Origin of the sequence: Streptomyces toyocaensis (assembly GCF_000725125.1) — a bacterium.
Taxonomy (GTDB): Bacteria; Actinomycetota; Actinomycetes; order Streptomycetales; family Streptomycetaceae; genus Streptomyces; species Streptomyces toyocaensis.
The window spans coordinates 109,872-129,831 of the sequence record NZ_JFCB01000005.1 but is presented as its reverse complement, the minus strand read 5'-3'; the positions used below and the strand labels follow the sequence as shown (position 1 = coordinate 129,831).

General features: G+C 72.1%; 18 protein-coding genes and 1 riboswitch. Of the genes, 9 read left to right on the top strand and 9 right to left on the bottom strand.

Annotation, left to right across the window (positions count from 1 at the left end; all coding sequences use genetic code 11):
- The first annotated feature begins 260 nt into the window (after positions 1–260).
- Both cdgB and BU52_RS08475 read left to right on the top strand, forming a co-directional pair.
- Positions 261–1,949 carry a diguanylate cyclase CdgB gene (gene cdgB, locus BU52_RS08480; protein WP_037930692.1) on the top strand — a complete coding sequence of 563 codons (1,689 nt, stop codon included), beginning with the start codon at positions 261–263 and terminating at the stop codon, positions 1,947–1,949.
- 110 nt (positions 1,950–2,059) lie between these two features.
- Positions 2,060–2,992, top strand: a complete 933-nt coding sequence (locus BU52_RS08475) for a carbohydrate-binding protein (RefSeq protein ID WP_037930690.1) — start codon at positions 2,060–2,062, stop codon at positions 2,990–2,992.
- Here the strand turns inward: BU52_RS08475 and BU52_RS08470 are convergent.
- The 3 genes from BU52_RS08470 to BU52_RS08460 form a co-directional block, all read right to left on the bottom strand.
- Entirely contained in the window at positions 2,989–3,918 is a 930-nt protein-coding gene (locus BU52_RS08470) for a 1-phosphofructokinase family hexose kinase (protein ID WP_037930687.1), read from the bottom strand. The two genes, BU52_RS08475 and BU52_RS08470, sit on opposite strands and share 4 nt — an antisense overlap.
- 117 nt (positions 3,919–4,035) lie before the next feature.
- Entirely contained in the window at positions 4,036–5,181 is a 1,146-nt protein-coding gene (gene nagA, locus BU52_RS08465) for an N-acetylglucosamine-6-phosphate deacetylase (protein WP_037930684.1), read from the bottom strand.
- A complete protein-coding gene (locus BU52_RS08460) occupies positions 5,181–6,125 on the bottom strand; it encodes an ROK family protein (protein ID WP_078903161.1) in 945 nt (314 codons plus the stop codon). The genes nagA and BU52_RS08460 overlap by 1 nt, the downstream gene beginning before the upstream one ends.
- A gap of 117 nt (positions 6,126–6,242) precedes the next feature.
- Here BU52_RS08460 and BU52_RS08455 point away from each other — a divergent pair, with 117 nt between their 5' ends.
- Positions 6,243–7,511: an extracellular solute-binding protein gene (locus tag BU52_RS08455; protein WP_037930679.1), complete on the top strand. Its 1,269-nt coding sequence runs from the start codon at positions 6,243–6,245 to the stop codon at positions 7,509–7,511.
- Positions 7,512–7,521: 10 nt separating this feature from the next.
- Positions 7,522–7,779, top strand: coding sequence for a DUF3263 domain-containing protein (locus tag BU52_RS08450; protein WP_051858042.1), 258 nt, complete (start codon positions 7,522–7,524; stop codon positions 7,777–7,779).
- A gap of 153 nt (positions 7,780–7,932) precedes the next feature.
- Here BU52_RS08450 and otsB read toward each other — a convergent pair whose 3' ends face one another.
- The 3 genes from otsB to BU52_RS08435 all read right to left on the bottom strand — a co-directional run bounded on the left by otsB (position 7,933) and on the right by BU52_RS08435 (position 11,349).
- Entirely contained in the window at positions 7,933–8,793 is an 861-nt protein-coding gene (gene otsB / locus BU52_RS08445) for a trehalose-phosphatase (protein ID WP_037930670.1), read from the bottom strand.
- 73 nt (positions 8,794–8,866) lie between these two features.
- On the bottom strand, positions 8,867–10,270 hold the full coding sequence (locus BU52_RS08440; protein WP_078903160.1) for an alpha,alpha-trehalose-phosphate synthase (UDP-forming): 1,404 nt from the start codon (positions 10,268–10,270) through the stop codon (positions 8,867–8,869).
- 107 nt (positions 10,271–10,377) lie between these two features.
- A complete protein-coding gene (locus BU52_RS08435; RefSeq protein WP_037930665.1) occupies positions 10,378–11,349 on the bottom strand; it encodes a glucosyl-3-phosphoglycerate synthase in 972 nt (323 codons plus the stop codon).
- Positions 11,350–11,487: 138 nt separating this feature from the next.
- Positions 11,488–11,635, top strand: a riboswitch (SAM riboswitch).
- Positions 11,636–11,653: 18 nt separating this feature from the next.
- Between BU52_RS08435 and thrC the strand changes: the two genes are divergently transcribed.
- The 5 genes from thrC (at position 11,654) to BU52_RS08410 (ending at position 17,290) form a co-directional block, all read left to right on the top strand.
- Positions 11,654–12,949: a threonine synthase gene (gene thrC, locus BU52_RS08430; protein ID WP_037930662.1), complete on the top strand. Its 1,296-nt coding sequence runs from the start codon at positions 11,654–11,656 to the stop codon at positions 12,947–12,949.
- A gap of 108 nt (positions 12,950–13,057) precedes the next feature.
- On the top strand, positions 13,058–13,333 hold the full coding sequence (locus BU52_RS08425; protein ID WP_037930661.1) for a MoaD/ThiS family protein: 276 nt from the start codon (positions 13,058–13,060) through the stop codon (positions 13,331–13,333).
- Positions 13,334–13,763: 430 nt separating this feature from the next.
- Positions 13,764–13,967, top strand: a complete 204-nt coding sequence (locus BU52_RS08420; RefSeq protein ID WP_004929928.1) for a cold-shock protein — start codon at positions 13,764–13,766, stop codon at positions 13,965–13,967.
- A gap of 324 nt (positions 13,968–14,291) precedes the next feature.
- Positions 14,292–15,914: a chaperonin GroEL gene (gene groL, locus BU52_RS08415; protein WP_037930660.1), complete on the top strand. Its 1,623-nt coding sequence runs from the start codon at positions 14,292–14,294 to the stop codon at positions 15,912–15,914.
- A 245-nt stretch (positions 15,915–16,159) separates the two neighbouring features.
- Positions 16,160–17,290 carry an NADH:flavin oxidoreductase gene (locus BU52_RS08410; RefSeq protein ID WP_037930659.1) on the top strand — a complete coding sequence of 377 codons (1,131 nt, stop codon included), beginning with the start codon at positions 16,160–16,162 and terminating at the stop codon, positions 17,288–17,290.
- Between the two features lie 25 nt (positions 17,291–17,315).
- On the opposite strand, the gene BU52_RS08405 is transcribed toward BU52_RS08410, so the two are convergent.
- From BU52_RS08405 to BU52_RS08395, 3 genes are all read right to left on the bottom strand, one after another.
- Entirely contained in the window at positions 17,316–17,885 is a 570-nt protein-coding gene (locus BU52_RS08405) for a hypothetical protein (protein WP_037930658.1), read from the bottom strand.
- Positions 17,886–17,948: 63 nt separating this feature from the next.
- Entirely contained in the window at positions 17,949–18,884 is a 936-nt protein-coding gene (gene murQ, locus BU52_RS08400) for an N-acetylmuramic acid 6-phosphate etherase (RefSeq protein WP_037930652.1), read from the bottom strand.
- A 99-nt stretch (positions 18,885–18,983) separates the two neighbouring features.
- Positions 18,984–19,916 (bottom strand): MurR/RpiR family transcriptional regulator, encoded by a 933-nt coding sequence (locus tag BU52_RS08395; RefSeq protein WP_037930649.1) that lies wholly within the window; start codon positions 19,914–19,916, stop codon positions 18,984–18,986.
- Positions 19,917–19,960: the final 44 nt, after the last annotated feature.

Genomic DNA, 19,960 nt, shown 5'->3' with positions numbered 1-19,960 from the left:
GACCTAGGACCAACGCCCGACCCGGGCCCGGGTCCCGCGCGACAGCCCGTGAAAAAGCCGTGTGCGGCGAAAGCCGGGAAACCCCGGAAAGACCACGCAATTGTTCACGTTTAGCTGTGACTTGAGTCACATGGGGCGGTAATTGTTGACCCTGTGTACCGAGTGGGCAGCGCGCTGTGATTCAGTGGCGGGGAAGCTGGTAGGACGATACGCCGAAGAGAACCCTTGATTCGCTCCGAGGTCTCGGGGGGAGGGCGAGGATGGAGACCGAGTCGGAACCCTACGTCCGTCTTGCGTCGCTGCGGCAACTGCACCAGGCCATGGCCGACATGAACACGGCACGCAGCCTGGCGGACACGTTGCAGACGGTCGCCGACGGCGTCGTGGGCGCCCTCGGGTACGAGCTGGCGTGCGTCAATCTCGTACGCCCCGACGGTGATCTCGTCGTCGCCGCCCTGGCCGGGAACTCCGCCGCCGAGGCCCTCATCACCGGCCGGGCCGGCTCCCGCGAGTCCTGGGACCGCCGCCTCGGCATGGGCGAACGCTGGGGCGACCTGGTCTTCATACCGCACACCGAGGGCTGGGTCCTCGACGACGACGACGTCCCGCAGTGGTACACCGACGGGCCCGCGCCCCGCTTCGAGGACGAGTGGCACCCCGCCGACCGGCTCTTCGCCCCGATGTACGCCCCCGGCCCGCAGGGCGGCGGCACCTCCGGCGAACTGGTCGGCGTCCTGTCCGTGGACCGTCCGCGCAACGGCCGGCGACCCGGCGCCTGGGGCCGCGAGGCCCTGCAGATGTACGCCTTCCAGGCCGCCATCGCGATCAGCAACGCCCGGCTGCGCTCCAACATGCAGCGCGCCCTGGTCCGCCTGGAGCGCGACCAGCAGGCGCTGCGGGCCAGCGAGGAGAGCTTCCGGCAGGCCTTCGAGTACGCGCCCTCCGGCATGGCCATCGCCGAGATGGGCGGCGACCAGCACGGCCGCATCCTGCGCACGAACGACGCCCTGTGCCGCCTGCTCGGCCGCCCCGCCTCCGCGATGCGCCGCTACTCCTTCTCCGACCTGGTCCACCCCGAGGACATCGGCACCCTGCTGCGCACATCCGCCGAGGGCGGGCGGGCCGAGCTGCGCCTGGGCCGCCGCGACGGGACGTACGTCTGGGTCTCCCTGCGCAACTCCGTCGTCGCCGACGCCGCCGACGGCCCCCGCTTCCTGCTCACCCACGTCGAGGACATCGAGGAGCGCAAGCGCCGCGAGCTCCAGCTCGCCCACCGCGCCTCCCACGACTCGCTCACCGGGCTGCCGAACTCCGCCGAGCTGCGGGCCCGGCTGTCCTCCCGGCTGTGCCGGCAGCAGCCGCAGAGCGTGCCCCCGGCCGATGTCGCCTCCATGGACCCCTTCGAGTCCTTCGACTCCTACGACGCCGCCTACGGCCCGCCCGTCTTCGACCGGGGGCACGACTTCGACTTCCCGCCGGGCGCCGAGGGCTACGAGGGCTTCGACCACCACGTGCACACCATCGCGCCGGCCGCGGAGTTCGACGACGGCACCAAGGGTCTCGCGGTGCTCTTCTGCGACCTCGACGGCTTCAAGTCGATCAACGACCGGTTCGGGCACAACGCGGGTGACGCGGTGCTCATCGAGGTCGCCCGCCGCCTCGGCAACGGCGTACGGGACGGCGACACCGTCGCCCGGCTCGGCGGCGACGAGTTCGTGATCCTCGCCGACGGGCTGGGCCGGGCCGACGCCCAGGACCTCGCCGTACGGCTGCGGAACGAGATCATCCAGCCCATCCGGGCCGAGGGACGGGCCGTGCGGGTCGGGGCCAGCTTCGGCATCGGGTGGGCGCATTGCGGGATGACCGCGGACGAAGTGCTGAAGTCTGCTGACGAACGGATGTACGTCGAGAAACGATCTCGTCCCAAACAGCACCGGCGCGCAGGATGATGCGCAGGTCAGCGAGTTGACGTGGTCGGGGCCACCCATTCGGGTCACGGCGAGCGGGTAGGCTCGCCTTCTCCACACCGCACCCGATCCGCAGCTAGGAGCACCAAGGGATGACGCCCGGCAACAACGGCGCGAGCACGCCCGAGGACGACGACCCGTTCGGCTACCTCTACGCCGACGGGCAGGCCAACGGGGCCCAGCCGCCGTCCGGCGGCTACGGCTATCCGAACTCGGTCAACCGGGTGCGTCCGGTCGGGACCCGGCAGTACGGCCAGCAGGCCCCCGCTCCGCAGGCACCGCCGCAGCAGGGCGCCTACGGCCAGCCGAGCGCCCACTACGCCGCCCCGGAGACGCTGCCCGGCGGAGCGCCGGCAGCCCACTCCCCGCAGCCGCCGCACGGCGGCGGTGGCGGCCGGGGCCGCGGCCCGAACACCAAGGGACTCCTGATCGGTGCCATCGCGGTGGTCGCCGCGGTCGTGATCGGCATCAGCGTGGCCATGATCGGCGGCGACGACGACGAAAAGGGCGGCAACCAGGCCGACGCGTCCCCGACCCAGACCCAGGGCAGCACCGAACCGAGCCCGTCGGCGAGCGACGGTGAGCCGGAGGAGAAGGCCGAACTGCCGACCATCGACGCGAAGGCGCTCCGCCTGGACGGGGGAGCGGTCACGGCCTCCGACATCAAGGGCGCGAAGGCCGACGGCGGCGTCTACGTGGCCGGCTTCAACAAGGTGGGCGCGAAGGTCACCTGGACCGTCAACGGCATGAAGGACGGCACCTACCGGTTCTATGCGCGCTACGGCATCCCGGGTGAGGACGCCTCGGCGACCCTGGTGGTCAACGGCAAGCCGGCCACCCGCCCGCTGAACATGAAGAACTTCGGCGGCACGCCCAAGGGCGACTGGGAAAAGGGCTGGCAGACCACCTGGGCCAACGTGAACCTGACCAAGGGCACGAACACCATCGAGGTCGTCTGCAACGAGGGCAACCAGTGCAACGCCAACCTCGACCAGTTCTGGATCCAAGCAGAGCCGAACGCCTAAGCCGCGTGCGCTTCCCTGGTCACCGTGACCTCCGGCAGCAGCTCCTCGTAGGCCGTGCGGTCGAACTCGCCGGCCGCCGGGGAGAGGACCGTGGCCGAGGCCAGGGCGACCGCTCGGGACAGGCGGGCCGGCCAGGGCTCGTGGGCGGTCAGGGCCGCCAGGAGGCCGGCGACCGCGGAGTCGCCGGCGCCGGTCGGGTTGCCGCGGAGGCGGGCCGGAGGGGCGGCGCGCCAGAGGGAGTCCGGGGTGGCCGCGAGGAGACCGTCCGGGCCCAGGGAGGCGACCACCGTGCTCGCGCCCCGGCGGCGGGCGTCCTGGGTGGCGCGCAAGGGGTCGTGCGAGCCGGTGAGTTCGGCCAGCTCCTCGGCGTTCGGCTTGAGGATGTCGGGGCGGCCCGCCACCCCGCGGCGCAGCGCCGCCCCGCTGGTGTCGAGCAGGGCCGGGACCCCGGCCGCGCGCGCCGTGCGGATCAGGCCCGCGTACGCGCCCACCGGGACACCCGGGGGCAGGCTGCCGCACAGGGCCACCGCCGAGGCGGAGGACAGCAGGTCCTCGTACACCTCCTGGAACGCCGACCACTCGGCGTGGCTGACGGCCGGGCCGGGCTCGTTGAGCTGGGTGGTGCCGCCGGAGCGCTCGTCGACCACGGCTATGGTGCGCCGGGTGGTGCCGGTGACCGGGACCAGCGCGTCCGTCAGGTGCGGTACCTCGGTGAGCTTCTCGCGCAGGACGCGTCCCGTCGTACCGCCCGAGAAGCCGGTGACCGTCACCTCGTGGCCGAGGGCGGCGAGCACCCGCGCCACGTTGACGCCCTTGCCGCCGGGGCGTTCCGTCACCTCGGAGACCCGGTGGGAGCCCCCCGGCCGCAGGGACGGCACGCGGTAGGTGATGTCGAGCGCGGTGTTCAGCGTGACCGTGAGGATCACCGGGCCGGCCTCCCCTCTTGCCTGCTCATGTCCGTGTCCCGGGGACACGATCATGCCAAACGGACGGCGGTCGGCCCACCCCCCGGACCGGCCGCCGTGCACGGACGGCGGGACGGATCAGCCCAGTTGGGGATCGACCACCCATTCTCCCCGGCGCATCACGCCCACCAGGTCGAACGCGTCGTCCAGCACCACCAGGTCGGCGTCCTTCCCGGGCTCCAGGGAGCCGATCCGGTCGGACAGGCCGAGGAGCCGCGCCGGGTTGGCGGAGATCGCCGCGACGACGTCCTCGACGGGCAGCCCGTCCACCGTCACCGCCCGCTTGAAGGCGCGGTCCAGGGTGAGCGTGGAACCGGCGATCGAGCCGCCCTCCACCAGCCGGGCCACACCGTCCGCGACCTCGACCTCCATCGGGCCCAGCATGTAGCGGCCGTCGCCGAAACCGGCCGCGTCCATCGCGTCGGTGATGAAGGCGACCCGTTCCCGGCCGGCGTGGTGGAAGGCCAGCCGGAGCGCGGCCGGATGCAGGTGCGTACCGTCGTTGATCAGCTCGACGGTGACCCGTTCGTCCTCGAGCAGCGCGGTGATCGGGCCCGGGGCGCGGTGGCCGAGCGGGGGCATCGCGTTGAACAGGTGGGTGGCGACGGTCGCGCCCGCGTCGATCGCCCCCAGCGTCTGCTCGTACGTCGCGTCGGTGTGCCCCACGGCCGCGATCACCCCGTGCTCGGCGAGCAGCCGTACGGAGTCCAGTCCGCCCGGCAGTTCCGTGGCCAGCGTCATCATCCGGGCCTGGCCGTGCGCCGCGTCGAGCAGCTTGCGGACCTCGGCCGGGTCGGGATCGCGCAGCAGTTGCTCGTCGTGCGCGCCCTTGCGGCACGGGGAGATGAACGGTCCCTCGAAGTGGATGCCGGCGATGTCGCCCTGCTGGGCCAGTTCGGCCAGCATCCCGGCGTGCCGGGCGAGGAAGTCCAGGTCACCGGTGACGGCGGAGGCGACCACGGTGGTGGTGCCGTGCACGCGGTGGGTGCGCACGCCCCGCAGGACGTCCTCGGCGGTGCCGCCGGCGAAGGACGCGCCTCCGCCTCCGTGGTTGTGGATGTCGACGAAGCCGGGGACCAGCCAGTGGCCGGACAGGTCGACCGTCTCGGCGCCGCCGGGAGCGGTGTCCGCGATCCGCGTGCCCTCGACGATCAGGCGGCCGTCGTCCACGGTCCCGGTGGGCAGTACCACCCGGGCACCGGTGAGAACCTTGGTGTGGGCCATCAGGCGGTTACCTCCGCGGGGTCAGTGGTGTCGATCAGATCCCAGGCGAGGAGCCCCGCGCCCAGGCATCCGGCGGTGTCCCCGAGAGCGGCGGGGACCAGGGACGGCAGCTTCTGGAAGGTGACCCGCCGCCGGACGGCCTCCCGCAGCGGTGTGAACAACGTTTCCCCCGCCTCGGCGAGCCCGCCACCGATGATCAGCGTGCGGGGGTCCAGCAGGGTGAGCGCGGTGACCAGCCCGTCGGCGAGCGCGTCCACCGCCTCCTGCCACACCTGACGGGCCCGGGTGTCCCCGGACTCCACGGCGGTCGCGCAGTCCGCGGCGTCCGCGCCCGCGTCGCCGCAGGCGGCCGCCCACGCCTCGCTCACCGCCGCGGCGGACGCGTACCGTTCGAGACAGCCGCGCTGCCCGCACGGACAGGGGGCGCCCCCGGGCCGTACGACGATGTGCCCGATCTCCCCGGCGAAGCCGTGCGCGCCCGCCTCGACCCGGCCGTCGATGCCGATGGCGCCCGCGATGCCGGTGCCCAGCGGCACGAACAGGAAACGGTCCGCGCCCCGGCCCGCCCCGATGCGGCCCTCGGCGAGCCCGCCGGTGCGCACGTCGTGGCCGAGGGCGACGGGGACGCCGCCGAGGCGCTCGGTGAGCAGCGCGCGCAGCGGGACGTCGCGCCAGCCGAGGTTGGCGGCGTAGACGGCGGTGCCCTCCGACTCGTCGACGATGCCGGGGACGGCGACCCCGGCGGCCGACGCCGGCTCGCCCAGCCGGCGGATGCCGTGGGCGCGCAGCTCGTCCGCGAAGCCGAGGATGCCGGCGACGACCGCGTCCGGGCCGCGCTCGCGGCCGGTGGGCCGGCGGGCCTGGTGCAACAGCGCGCCGTCCGCCCCGACCAGGGCGGCCTTCATCCCGGTGCCGCCCACGTCGAGGGCGATGACATGTCTCACGGAGACAGTGTGGACCCGGTACCCTCAAGAGGTCTAGTCCACTCACGTGGTGTAGACCTTATTCCGACTATCGAAAAGTTTCGGATGGCGCGGGGCGCCGGGGCAAGGGGCAAGGCAGTGCAGCGGCGGGTCAGGACAAGGACGATCGCGGCGTTGTCCGCGCTGGGACTGACGGGGGTCCTCGGCGGATGCGGAGCCGGCGGCGACTCGTCGGACGTGACCCTCACCCTCGTCGCCGCCGACTACGGCACCGGCGAGGCCGACAGCTCCGAGAAGTACTGGGCGGACCTGGTCGAGCGCTACGAGACCGACCACCCCGGCGTGCGGATCGACGTCAGCGTGTACTCCTGGAACGACGTCGACCGCAAGGTCAAGGAGATGGTCGACGCCGGCGACCCGCCGGACATGGCGCAGATCGGCGCGTACGCCGACTACGCGGCCGAGGGCCGGCTCTACCGGGCCGGGGACCTGCTCTCCATCCCCGTCCAGGCGGACTTCCTCTCGCAGCTCTCCGCCGCGGGGGAGGTCAACAGCGTGCAGTACGGCATGCCGTTCGCCGCGTCCACGCGCGTGCTGTTCTACAACAAGGACCTGTTCGCCGAGGCCGGCCTCACCCCGCCGAAGACCTGGGACGAACTCGCCGCGAACGCCGAGGCGCTCGCGGCCCGCGGGGTGACGTACCCGTACGCGCTGCCGCTCGGCCCGGAGGAGGCGCAGGCCGAGACCATGCAGTGGCTGCTCAGCGGCGACGGTGGCTACACCGACCTGGCGGGCACGTACGGCATCGACTCCACGGAGAACGTCGAGACGTTCAGCTGGCTGCGGGACGAACTGGTCGGCAAGGGCCTCACCGGTCCCGTCGCCCCCGGCAAGCTCGACCGGGCCAAGGCCTTCGAGGCGTTCGCCGCCGGTGACGTCGGCATGCTCAACGGGCATCCCTCGCTGATGGAGATGGCCGAGAAGAAGGGCGTGGAGTTCGGCATGGTGCCGACGCCCGGGGCCGACGGCGCGAGCCCCGCCACGCTCGGGGTCGCCGACTGGATGATGGCCTTCAAGGAGAACGGCCACCGCGACCAGGTCGGCGACTTCCTCGACTTCGTCTACAGCGAGGAGAACGTGCTCGACTTCTCCCGCGAGTACGACCTGCTGCCGGTCACCGGCTCCGCGTCCCGCACGATGGCCGCGTCCGAGCGGGACAAGGATCTCAAGCCGTTCCTCGACCAGCTCCCGACCTCGGAGCTCTACCCGGTCGGCAACACGTCCTGGGCGGCGGTCAACGCGGCGGTCAAGAAGCAGATCGGCAAGGCGGTCGCCCCGGGCGGCAGCCCCGCGGGCGTTCTCGGCACGCTCCAGGCGACGGCCACGCGCGCCGAGAGCGCGGAGTAGCCTGCGGGGCATGGACCAGGGGGACGAGGAACACGAGGGCGGCGGCGGGCCGGGGCGACGCGAGCGGGACATCCTCGCGCTGGAACGCCGTTCCTTCACGGGGCCCGGCGTGAAGGAACGGGCGATCCGCGAGGAACTGGGTCTGGCCCCCGTCCGCTACTACCAGCTCCTCAACGCCCTCCTGGACGACCCCCGTGCCCTGGCCCACGACCCGGTGACGGTCAACCGTCTGCGCCGCCTTCGGGAGACCCGCCGCACGGAACGCTGAGGCGCGTCGGGTCGGCACCGGTCGCCTCGGATTCCGGAGGGTTGTTCCGCCCCCGCCGCCCTTTCCCGTCCCGACCTGGGGCTCCGCCCCAGACCCCGCTCCTCGAACGCCGGAGGGGCTGACACACCAGCCCCTCCGGCGAGGAAACCGGTCTCAGGGCATCCGCTCCGCCAGCCCTCGCAGCAGCCGTACGACGCCGGCCGGGCCCTCCGTCACCACGTCGGCGCGTTCCCGCAGCTCCGTGACCTCTTCGCTGCCGCTGCAGACCAGCAGCCCGGGGACGCCGGCCGAGCGGAGCTTGTCGACGGCCGTGTAGGCGGCGAGGTCGCCCAGGTCGTCCCCGGCGTACAGGACGCACTCCGCGCCGATCTCACGGGCGTACTCCACCAGCGCGACGCCCTTGTCCATGCCGGGCGGGCGCAGCTCCAGGACCATGCGGCCGGGCTCGACCACCAGGCCGTGCCGGGTGGCGAGGTCGGCGAGCGGCTCGCGCAGGGTCTCGAACGCGGCCTGGGGATCGGAGGCACGGCGGGTGTGGACGGCCACCGCCCGTCCCTTCTCCTCGATCCAGGTGCCCTGCCACGCGCCGACCCGGTCGAGCAGCCCGGGCAGTTCCGCGCGGGCGGCGGCGACGCCGGGGTGCGGTGCGGGCGCGGTGACCGTACCGGTGACGGCGTCCCAGCGCTCGGCGCCGTAGTGGCCGAGGACGACGAGGTGCTCCAGGCCGGGAACGCCCGCGAAGCCCCCGTGCCGGACCGCGACACCCGCCGGCCGGCCCGTGACGACCGCGACCGCGGCCACCTTCGGGGCGAGCGCGGCGAGGGCGGGCACCGCGTCGGGGTGCGCGCGGGCCTGCTCGGGGTCGGCCACGATCGGGGCGAGCGTCCCGTCGAAGTCGAGTGCGATCAGTGCCTTCCCCGGACGGGAGAGAAGCGCCTGAAGCCCTTCCCGTCCGGCCTGCGTGGCGGGTGTCGGCATGGCATTCGGGTCCGTGGAATCCGTGTGGCTGCCCATAACGCCCAACCTATCCACGCTCGCCCCGTCGCACGCCTGCCCGACCGGCCGTATGACCGGCCGGCCGTACCGGTCAGCCGGACGCCGTGGTGCCCCGCAGCGCGTCCAGCTGGTCGAGGAACCAGCGTGCCGGGGGGAGTGCGGTGGCGGCCGCCGCCAGGCGCTTGGTGCGGTCGGCCCGCTCGTCCCCGCTCATGGTCAGGGCCTCGTGCAGGGCGCGGGAGGTCTCGACGACGTCGTACGGGTTGACCGTGATCGCGTCCTCGCCCAGCTCCTCGTGGGCGCCGGCCTCCCGGGACAGCACCAGCGCGCAGCCGCCGTCGGAGACGACCGGGACCTCCTTGGCGACCAGGTTCATGCCGTCGCGGATGGGGTTGACCAGCGCCACGTCCGCCAGCCGGTACGCGGCGAGCGAGCGCGCGAAGTCGTCCTTGACGTGGAGGACGACCGGCCGCCAGCCCGGCGTCCCGTACCGCTCGTTGATCTCCTCCGCGAGCCGCTGGACCTCGGCGGTGTAGTCGCGGTACACGGCGAGGTCCTGCCGGGAGGGGTAGGCGAACGCGACGTGCACGACGCGCTCGCGCCACTCGGGGTGGTCGTCCAGGAGCTGCCGGTACGCCAGCAGGCCGCGCACGATGTTCTTGGACAGCTCGGTGCGGTCGACCCGGACGATCGTCCGGCGGCCCTCACCGATCTCCTCGCGCAGCACGGTGATCCGCTCCTCGACGTCCGCCTCGTGGGACCGGGCGCGCAGGAAGTCCGCGTCGGCCCCCAGGCCGTGCACGCCCACCGCCGTGCCGCCGAGTCCGCCGGTGAAGCGCTCGCAGCACGCGGTGAAGGCGTCCGCCCAGCGGTGGGTGAGGAAGCCGAGCCGGTCGGCGCCGAGCATGCCGCGCAGCACCTGGGCGGCGATGTCGCCGGGCAGCATCGCGAAGTACTCCGGCGGCGCCCACGGGGTGTGCGAGAAGTGCCCGATGCGCAGGTCGGGGCGGAGCTCGCGGAGCATCCCGGGGACGAGCGTCAGGTGGTAGTCCTGGACGAGCACCGCCGCACCCTGCGCGGCCTCCTCGGCCAGCGCCTCGGCGAACGCGCGGTTGTAGGTCTCGTACGACGCCCACCGGCGGCGGAACTCCGCGTCGAAGACCGGCTCGAGGGGCGTCTGGTAGAGCATGTGGTGGACGAACCACAGGACCGAGTTGGCGATCCCGTTGTACGCGTCCGCGTGCACGTCGGCCGGGATGTCGAGCATCCGCACGCCGTCCTCGCCGGCCCCGCGCCGCACGGCCTCGCGGTCGCCGTCGGACAGGGCCGAGCACACCCACAGCGCCCCCGCCTCGGGGCCGATGGCCGACAGCCCGGACACCAGCCCGCCACCGCCGCGCCTGGCCCGCAGCGAGCCGTCCTCTCCCACCTCGTACGAGACCGGCCCCCGGTTGGAGGCGACCAGCACCTGAGCAGCACCGAAGCTTGAAGCCATACGCCTCAACCTAGCCCGGCCCCCGGAACCTCAAACGTGCCCCCGCGTCACCTCTGTGGCGATTCGGTCACACGCCTCGCGCGGAACGGACGCCCCCGCGCGCCGGTTCAGGCCACCCTGCGCGCCCGGTACTCCGCGATCTCCGTCATCGGCGGCCGTTCCTCCGTGTCGACGGAGTACGTACGGGGTGCGAAGGCGTCGCCCGTGCGCTCGAACTGGGTCAGGGCCGGCCGGATCAGGTGGCCGCGGGCCAGGCGGAGCTGGGCGGTGCGGTAGATCGCGGCGGCCATCCGCCCGAGGGCCTGGCCGTCCTGGTGCCGGTGCTTGCGCACACCGACGTCGACCTGGGCCAGCGCGTCCAGGCCCACCAGGTGCAGGGCGTCGACCAGCATGCCCAGCTCGACGCCGTAGCCGACCGGGAACGGGAGCTGTTCGAGCAGGCTCCGGCGGGCCGCGTACTCGCCGCCCAGCGGCTGGACGAAGCCGGCCAGCCGGGGCCAGTGCATGTTCAGCAGCGGGCGGGCCATCAGCTCCGTGACCCGGCCGCCCTGACCGGCCGCCGGTGAGCCGGGGGCGGGGCCGTCGGACACCGTCAGGGGCCGGTCGTACATGGCCTTGACCAGGTGCACGTCGGGCTCGGTGAGCAGCGGGCCGACGATGCCGGAGACGAAGTCGGAGGAGAACTCCCTGAGGTCCGCGTCGACGAAGCACACGATGTCGCCCCGGGTGACCAGCAGCGACCGCCACAGCACCTCGCCCTTGCCGGGCACCGCCGGTATGCGGGGCAGGATCGCGTCCCGGTGCACCACCCTGGCGCCCGCCGCCGCGGCCTCCTCGGCCGTGCGGTCCGTCGAGCCCGAGTCGACCACCACGACCTCGTCGACCAGCGGGACCCGCAGCACCAGGTCGCGCCGGACGGCCGAGACGATCTCGCCGACCGTCGCCTCCTCGTTCAGCGCGGGCAGCACCACGCTCACCGTCTGCCCCGTGGCCCGCTTCGCCGCCAGGATCCCGTGGAGCGGGCGGTCGGCCACGGACCAGGAGCGGTCGGCCAGCCAGCGCTCGACTTCTTCCAGCACGGTCCCCGGCTCCTCACTGCCCAGTGATCCATCTCGCGGTTCGGACGGACTGTCTCGACCATCCGGGCCTTCGGTTACAGTCTTGAACAACGCCGATGACCCTCGCATGCCGGGGTCGTCGCGCGGACAACTGAACACCGCTCATCCAGAGGGGCAGAGGGACACGGCCCGATGAAGCCCCGGCAACCCTCCAGTCGGTTCCTGTCACGCGGACGTGGCGAGGCTCCCGGCTAGGGAAGGTGCCAAATCCGTCTCACGGCGAGATGCGTCGTGAGGAAGATGAGGAGAAAGGGCCTCGCCTCACATGGCTGTGCAGACCGTTGCAAGCACCACCGACTCCGCCACCGCGAACGCCGTCGATCTCGGCCCCGCCACCGCGCTCTCCTGCCGCGAATGCGGTCACCGCGTGCCCCTCGGCCCCGTCTTCGCCTGCGAGGAGTGTTTCGGCCCGCTGGAGATCGCCTACGACTTCTCGGCCCACGACACCGAGGAGCTGCGCAAGCGGATCGAAGCGGGACCCGCGAACATCTGGCGCTACGCGCCCCTGCTTCCCGTCCCGGCGGACGTGGCGGCCAAGCCGAACCTGAACCCCGGCTGGACCAAGCTCGTCCAGGCCGACAACCTGGCCCGCGAGCTCGGCGTCACCGGCGGTCTGTACGTCAAGGACGACTCGGGCAACCCGACGCACTCCTTCAAGGACCGCGTCGTCGCCCAGGCCCTCGAGGCCGCCCGCGCCTTCGGCTTCACCACCCTGTCCTGCTCCTCGACCGGCAACCTCGCCGGGGCGGTCGGTGCCGCCGCCGCCCGGGCCGGCTTCCGCTCCTGCGTGTTCATCCCGCACGACCTGGAACAGGGCAAGGTCGTCATGGCCGCCGTCTACGGGGGCGAGCTCGTCGGCATCGAGGGCAACTACGACGACGTGAACCGCTTCTGCTCCGAGCTGATCGGCGACCCGGCCGGCGAGGGCTGGGGCTTCGTCAACGTCAATCTGCGGCCGTACTACGCCGAGGGCTCGAAGACCCTCGCGTACGAGATCTGCGAGCAGCTCGGCTGGCGGCTCCCCGACCAGCTCGTGGTCCCGATCGCCTCCGGCTCCCAGCTCACGAAGATCGACAAGGGCCTGCAGGAGCTGATCCGGCTCGGGCTGGTCGAGGACAGGCCGTACAAGATCTTCGGCGCTCAGGCGGAGGGGTGCTCGCCGGTGTCCACCGCCTACAAGGCCGGGCACGACGTCGTGCGTCCGCAGAAGCCGGACACGATCGCCAAGTCGCTGGCGATCGGGAACCCGGCGGACGGGCCGTACGTCCTGGACATCGCGCGCCGCACGGGCGGGGCCGTGGAGGACGTGACCGACGAGCAGATCGTCGACGCGATCAAGCTGCTCGCGCGCACGGAGGGGATCTTCGCGGAGACCGCGGGGGGTGTGACCGTGGGGGTCACGAAGAAGCTTCTCGAGAGCGGGGCGCTCGACCCTTCGCTCACCACGGTGGTGCTCAACACCGGGGACGGTCTCAAGACGCTGGACGCGGTGGCGGGTACGGGGTTGACCGCGACGATCCGCCCGAGCCTTGAGTCGTTCCGTGAAGCCGGGCTTGTCTGAGTCGTTCGTCTGCGGGTCCGTCGTGGCTGGCCGCGCCCACGCGGCGGTAGCCGCACATCAAGCACAGTCCCGCGCCCCCAGGGTGCTGTCCCTTCCGGAGGTTTTGTCGTGAGCGTGAATGTCCGTATCCCCACCATCCTGCGTACCTACACCGGTGGGCGGGCCGAGGTGAGCGCCGAGGGCGCCACCCTCTCCGAGGTCATCTCGGACCTGGAGAAGAACCACACGGGGATCGCCGCCCGCGTGCTGGACGATCAGGGCAGGCTGCGGCGGTTCGTGAACGTCTACGTCAATGACGACGACGTGCGGTTCGAGCAGGGGCTCGAGACGGCCACCCCGGACGGGGCCGGCGTGTCGATCATTCCGGCGGTCGCCGGAGGCTGATCATTACCTTCGGTAATGACGGTGACCGAGCGTTGAGGACATTGCCCCCTCCGTGAGAGATGCGGAGGGGGCAATTCCATGTGATTGAGCGCGGTAGAGTTGGGGAACGCGCTGCCGATCCACTGATCGAGCTCCCTGAATTCCTGCCGTACGCCCGACTGGATGTAGCCAAAGTGTGGGCACCTTTCGCGGCATATGTGACCGTTGTCCGGCCCGACTTGCCCTGGAATAGGGCTAATTCTCGCCACATTCCGGACCGGTGTCGTCCAGATTTCTCGTCCGACTGACCTGTTGCAGACGGCAGTTGGACAGATACATTCGGCCGCGGTCGACGCGTTCCGGCGCACACCCCCAACCGTTGGGGGGTGAGGTCTGACCCGGGTCCGCGAAGTGTGGATCTGTGCAAGGGCCAGTAATAGGGGAGTTAGGCATGGCTCAGGGCACCGTCAAGTGGTTCAACGCGGAGAAGGGGTACGGCTTCATCGCGGTCGACGGTGGTGCGGATGTTTTCGTCCACTACAGCGCGATTCAGATGGACGGCTACCGCACCCTCGAAGAAGGCCAGCGGGTCGAGTTCGAGATCTCGCAGGGTCAGAAGGGCCCACAGGCCGACATGGTTCGTCTCAGCGCCTGAACGCGCTACCAGCCGCAAGCAACTTCTGCCGACGAAGGGCCCGTGCCTCCCGGGGTGCGGGCCCTTCGCCCTGCCCGGACGGGTGCGGCCGGTGTTCGCGTGCGGCTGAGTGCCCCCGTGTCCCTCCACAGGCGCTTGCACTCGCATGGGTCGAGTGCTAATCATTGGCGTTAGCACTCTGAAGGTGAGAGTGACAACGAAGGACCGGGTCGGTGAGGCCCGCAGGCCGTGTGGGGCAAGGAACCACGAGGCCGGCGAGCCGTCCGTCGCGGGCGCGGGCGCGGTCCGAAGGAATCACCCCCAGTCCTGGAGGGACCACTTCACATGGCCAAGATCATCGCGTTCGACGAGGAGGCGCGGCGCGGCCTCGAGCGCGGCATGAACCAGCTCGCGGACGCCGTCAAGGTGACGCTCGGCCCCAAGGGCCGCAACGTCGTCCTCGAGAAGAAGTGGGGCGCCCCCACGATCACCAACGATGGTGTGTCCATCGCCAAGGAGATCGAGCTCGAGGACCCGTACGAGAAGATCGGCGCCGAGCTGGTCAAGGAAGTCGCCAAGAAGACGGACGACGTCGCCGGTGACGGTACGACCACCGCGACCGTTCTCGCCCAGGCCCTGGTCAAGGAGGGCCTGCGCAACGTCGCCGCCGGCGCCAACCCGATGGCTCTGAAGCGCGGTATCGAGAAGGCCGTCGAGGCCGTCTCCGGTGCCCTGCTCGAGCAGGCGAAGGATGTCGAGACCAAGGAGCAGATCGCCTCCACGGCCTCCATCTCCGCCGCCGACGTCCAGATCGGCGAGCTCATCGCCGAGGCCATGGACAAGGTCGGCAAGGAAGGCGTCATCACCGTCGAGGAGTCCCAGACCTTCGGTCTGGAGCTGGAGCTCACCGAGGGTATGCGCTTCGACAAGGGCTACATCTCGGCGTACTTCGCCACCGACATGGAGCGTATGGAGGCCGTCCTCGACGACCCGTACATCCTGATCGCGAACTCCAAGATCTCCAACGTCAAGGACCTGCTCCCGCTCCTGGAGAAGGTCATGCAGTCGGGCAAGCCGCTGCTGATCATCGCCGAGGACGTCGAGGGCGAGGCCCTGTCGACCCTGGTCGTCAACAAGATCCGTGGCACCTTCAAGTCCGTCGCCGTCAAGGCCCCGGGCTTCGGTGACCGGCGCAAGGCCATGCTCGGCGACATCGCCATTCTCACGGGCGGCGAGGTCATCTCCGAGGAGGTCGGCCTCAAGCTGGAGAACGCCACGGTCGACCTGCTGGGCAAGGCCCGCAAGGTCGTCATCACCAAGGACGAGACCACCATCGTCGACGGTGCGGGCTCGGCCGACCAGGTCCAGGGCCGCGTGAACCAGATCCGCGCCGAGATCGAGAACAGCGACTCGGACTACGACCGCGAGAAGCTGCAGGAGCGCCTGGCGAAGCTCGCCGGCGGTGTCGCGGTCATCAAGGCCGGTGCCGCCACCGAGGTGGAGCTCAAGGAGCGCAAGCACCGCATCGAGGACGCCGTGCGCAACGCCAAGGCGGCCGTCGAGGAGGGCATCGTCGCCGGTGGTGGCGTGGCCCTGCTGCAGGCCTCCCAGGTCTTCGAGAAGCTGGAGCTCGAGGGTGACGAGGCGACCGGCGCCAACGCCGTGCGCATCGCGCTGGAGGCCCCGCTGAAGCAGATCGCCGTCAACGGTGGTCTCGAGGGCGGCGTCGTCGTGGAGAAGGTCCGCAACCTCCAGGTCGGCCACGGCCTGAACGCCGCGACCGGTGAGTACGTCGACATGATCGCCGAGGGCATCATCGACCCGGCGAAGGTGACGCGTTCCGCGCTGCAGAACGCCGCCTCCATCGCCGCGCTGTTCCTCACCACCGAGGCCGTCATCGCCGACAAGCCGGAGAAGGCCGCGGCCCCGGCCGGCGGCGGCATGCCGGGCGGTGACATGGACTTCTGATCCTTCCGAGGATCGGATCCGTCCGTCGCGTGACCGAGGGCGGCATCCCCTGTTCCGGCAGGGGGTGCCGCCCTCGGGCGTGTCCGGGGGGCGGGTCGAGCCGGCTCGGCGGTCGGCGGTGTGGTGGGGATCACAGGGGGGCGTCACGGGGTGGCGGAATGCCCCCGGGTGCGGCCCGGTTGACGCCGGAGCGCGTTCAATGCACGCGCACATACCGTCCGGTACCCACTTGAGGAGCCCTCCACGTGACCGTCACCGCTTCGGACACCGCCGCCCGCGCCGCCGGGATTCTCTCGCGGCCCGCCACGATCAACGGCCTGACCGTCCCCAACCGCATCGTCATGGCGCCGATGACCCGGATGTTCTCGCCGGGCGGTGTCCCCGGCGACGACGTGGTGTCGTACTACGCGCGTCGTGCCGCCGCCGGTGTCGGGCTGATCGTCACCGAGGGGACGTACGTGGGGCACGAGTCGGCCGGGATGAGCGACCGGGTGCCGCGGTTCCACGGGGAGGAGCAGCTCACGGGCTGGGCGCGGGTCGCCACGGCCGTGCACGAGGCGGGCGGCGCGATCGTGCCGCAGCTCTGGCACATCGGCATGGTCCGTGAACAGGGTCAGGAGCCGTACCCCGAGGCTCCGGCGGTCGGTCCGTCGGGGGTGCGCACGGACGGCACCGAGGGCACGGGCAAGGCGATGACGCAGACCGACATCGACGCCGTCGTGGCCGCGTTCGCCCGGGCGGCCGCCGACGCCGAGCGGATCGGCTTCGACGGCGTGGAGCTGCACGGCGCGCACGGCTACCTGATCGACCAGTTCCTGTGGTCCGGCACCAACCGCCGCACCGACGCCTACGGCGGCGACCCGGTGGCCCGCGCGAGGTTCGCCGCCGAGATCGTGGCCGCGGTGCGGGCGGCCGTGTCACCCGGGTTCCCGGTGATCTTCCGCTACTCGCAGTGGAAGCAGGACGCCTACGACGCCCGGCTCGCCGAGACGCCCCAGGAACTCGAGGCGATCCTCGCCCCGCTCGCCGCGGCCGGTGTCGACGCCTTCCACGCGTCCACCCGCCGCTACTGGCTCCCGGAGTTCGAGGACTCCGACCTCAACCTCGCCGGCTGGACGAAGAAGCTGACCGGCCTGCCCGCCGTCACCGTGGGCTCCGTCGGTCTCGACGGCGAGTTCCTCAAGGCCTTCCAGGGGCAGGGCGCCGAACTCGGCGGCATCGACAACCTGCTCGACCGGATGGAGCGGGACGAGTTCGACCTCGTCGCCGTGGGCCGCGCGCTGCTTCAGGACCCGAACTGGGCGGCCAAGGTGCTCGCCGGGCGCTTCGACGAACTGGCACCCTACGAGGCGGCGTCCCTGCGGACGCTGAGCTGAGCCGGCCGGCCCGGGCACGCGCGCGTCACAGGTTCCCCATCGGCTCGATGTCGACCCGCACCGGCGTCCCCCACACGCGCAGCACCTCGTAGTCGGTGAACTCGTGGACGATCCGGTACGCCATGGCGGGGCGGGGCCCGCGCCGCTGCGCCGCGATGTACAGCTCCGCCTCGCGCCGGTCCCGGCGCGGGGTCCCGCAGAGCTGCCAGACCTGGCCGTTCCACAGCTCCGGCAGCCAGCGCTGCTGCGGCTGCGGCCGGTCGCCGCGCACCCCGTACCGGGACGGCGCGGGATCGGCGGGCGGGGCGTGCGGGGCGGGGCCGTTGAACTCGGCGCGGCGTGCGGCACGGCGCCGGGTCTCGCACAGCAGGCACAGGTCCGGGGCGCTCTCGTCGACCGGTCCCGTGGGGTGCTCGGCGCAGCGCGTGCTGGGCGCGGCCGTGGTGACGCTCTCCTCCAGCAGGTCCAGGGCCCGCCGCAGGTCGTCCTTCACTTCGTGCAGCCTGGCGTCCGGGGTGTCGGCGGACAGTGCCTCGCCGTGCTCACCCAGGACGCGCAGGGCCCGGCCCAGTGCGGTGCGCTGCGCGTGGTTCATGGTGGCTTCTCCGGGTGGGGGACGGCCTCCAGTATCCAGCAGTCCTGCCGGGTCGGTCCGCGGTCAGTGCGCGGCCGCCGCGAGCGCGGCCCGCAGACGGCCGCCGGACTCGGCGAGCAGACGGGCGGCCGTGGGGCCGTCCACCCCGGCCAGCAGCACCAGGATCGCGTTCTTGACCTCGCCGTCCGTGGCGGCCAGGGCCCGTTCGACGGCGTCGTCGTCCGCTCCCGTCACCTGGGCGACGATGCGGCGGGAACGGACGCGCAGCTTCTCGTTGGAGGCGCGGACGTCGACCATCAGGTTCCCGTACGTCTTGCCCAGCCGGATCATCGTGATCGTCGACAGCATGTTGAGGACGAGCTTCTGGGCCGTGCCGGCCTTCAGGCGGGTGGAGCCGGTGAGGAACTCCGGGCCCACGACGACCTCGATGCCGTGCTCGGCCGCCGCCGCCAGCGCGCTGCCCCGGTTGCAGGACAGGCCCACGGTGAGGGCGCCGCGCGCACGGGCGTACGCGACGGCGCCGACGGCGTAGGGGGTGCGGCCGGAGGCGGAGACGCCGACCACCGTGTCGTCGGCGGTCAGCTCCAGCGCGGCCAGGTCGGACTCGGCCAGCTCCCGGGAGTCCTCGGCGCCCTCGATCGAGGTGACCATGGCGTCGAGGCCGCCCGCGATGAGGCCGACGACCTGCTCGGGGTCGGTGTTGAAGGTCGGCGGGCACTCGGAGGCGTCCAGCACGCCGAGCCGTCCGGCGGTGCCCGCGCCCGCGTAGACCAGCCGGCCGCCGCGCGCCATCCGCGCGGCGGTGGCGTCGATCGCGGCAGCGATCCGAGGCACCTGCCCGGCCACGGCACCGGCCACCGAGGCGTCCTCCCGGTTCATCAGCCGGGCGATCTCAACGGTGGGCAACCGATCGACATCGGCCAGCTCCGGCCGGTACGCCTCGGTGGTCAGAGTTTCCAGTTCGGCGCGGAGGGCGCGGTGATGCGAGGCAGAAGGCATGGGTGACTTTCCGATTCGGGGCGGGGCGACCTGCCCAGGGGCGCGGGGAACTGCGCGACCAGCCACGGACGACCCGCAGACGACGACGGCGGCGCGGCTCTACGGCCCCTTGCGAGCCCGGTGCCGGTGCGCCAGCGCCTCGTACGACGCGGCCAGCGCGGGCGCCGCCGCCTCGTACGTCCGCTGGGCGACCCCCACGAACAGACAGTCCACCACCAGCAGCTGCCCGGTCCGTGAGGACATCGCGGCCGGCCGCAGCTCGCTCTCGCGGGCCGTGGACGTGGTCAGGACGTGGTCGGCGTACTGCGTGACGGGGCTGTCCGGGCGGCCGGTGACCGCCACCGTCGTCGCCCCATGCTCGAAGGCCACCCGGAGCGGTTCTATGACGTCCCCGGTCGACCCGGAGTGGGTGACGGCGATCGCCACGTCGCCCGGGCGCAGCTGCACCGCGTTGGTGACCGCGAGGTGCGGGTCGCTGTGGGCGTGCGCCAGGAGGCCTATGCGCAGCAGTTTCTGGGTGAGATCCTGGGCGACGAGTCCCGACGCGCCGACGCCGTACACATCGGTGCGGCGGGCGCCGGCCAGGGCGCTCACGGCGGCGGCGAGCTGCACGGTGTCCAGACCGGCCGCGGTGTCGGCGAGGGTCTGCTGCTCGTCGTAGGCGAGCTTGGCCACGACGTCGGCTATCGGGTCGTCCACCGCGATGTCCGTGGTGATGGCGGGCGCGCGCCCGGACTGCTGCTGGGCGGCGAGGCCGGCCAGCGCCAGGCGCAGGTCACGGTAGCCGGGGTAGCCGAGCAGGCGGGCGGTGCGGACGACGGTGGCCTCGCTGGTGCCGGTGAGCTCGGCGAGTCCGGTGACCGTGAGGGCCGCGCAGCCGGCCGGGTCGTCGGCGACGGCCTCGGCGACCCGCTGCATGGAACGGGTCATCGAGGGAGCCAGCGTGCGCACCTTGGCCGCGAGGGCGGCGGGTGCGGGCGGCGCGGGCGTGGCGCCGCCACCGGCGAAAATTTCCTTCAGGTCATGGGTCACGGTATGAAAGATATTTTCGTCCCGGCCTCGTGGTCAAGAGTGCG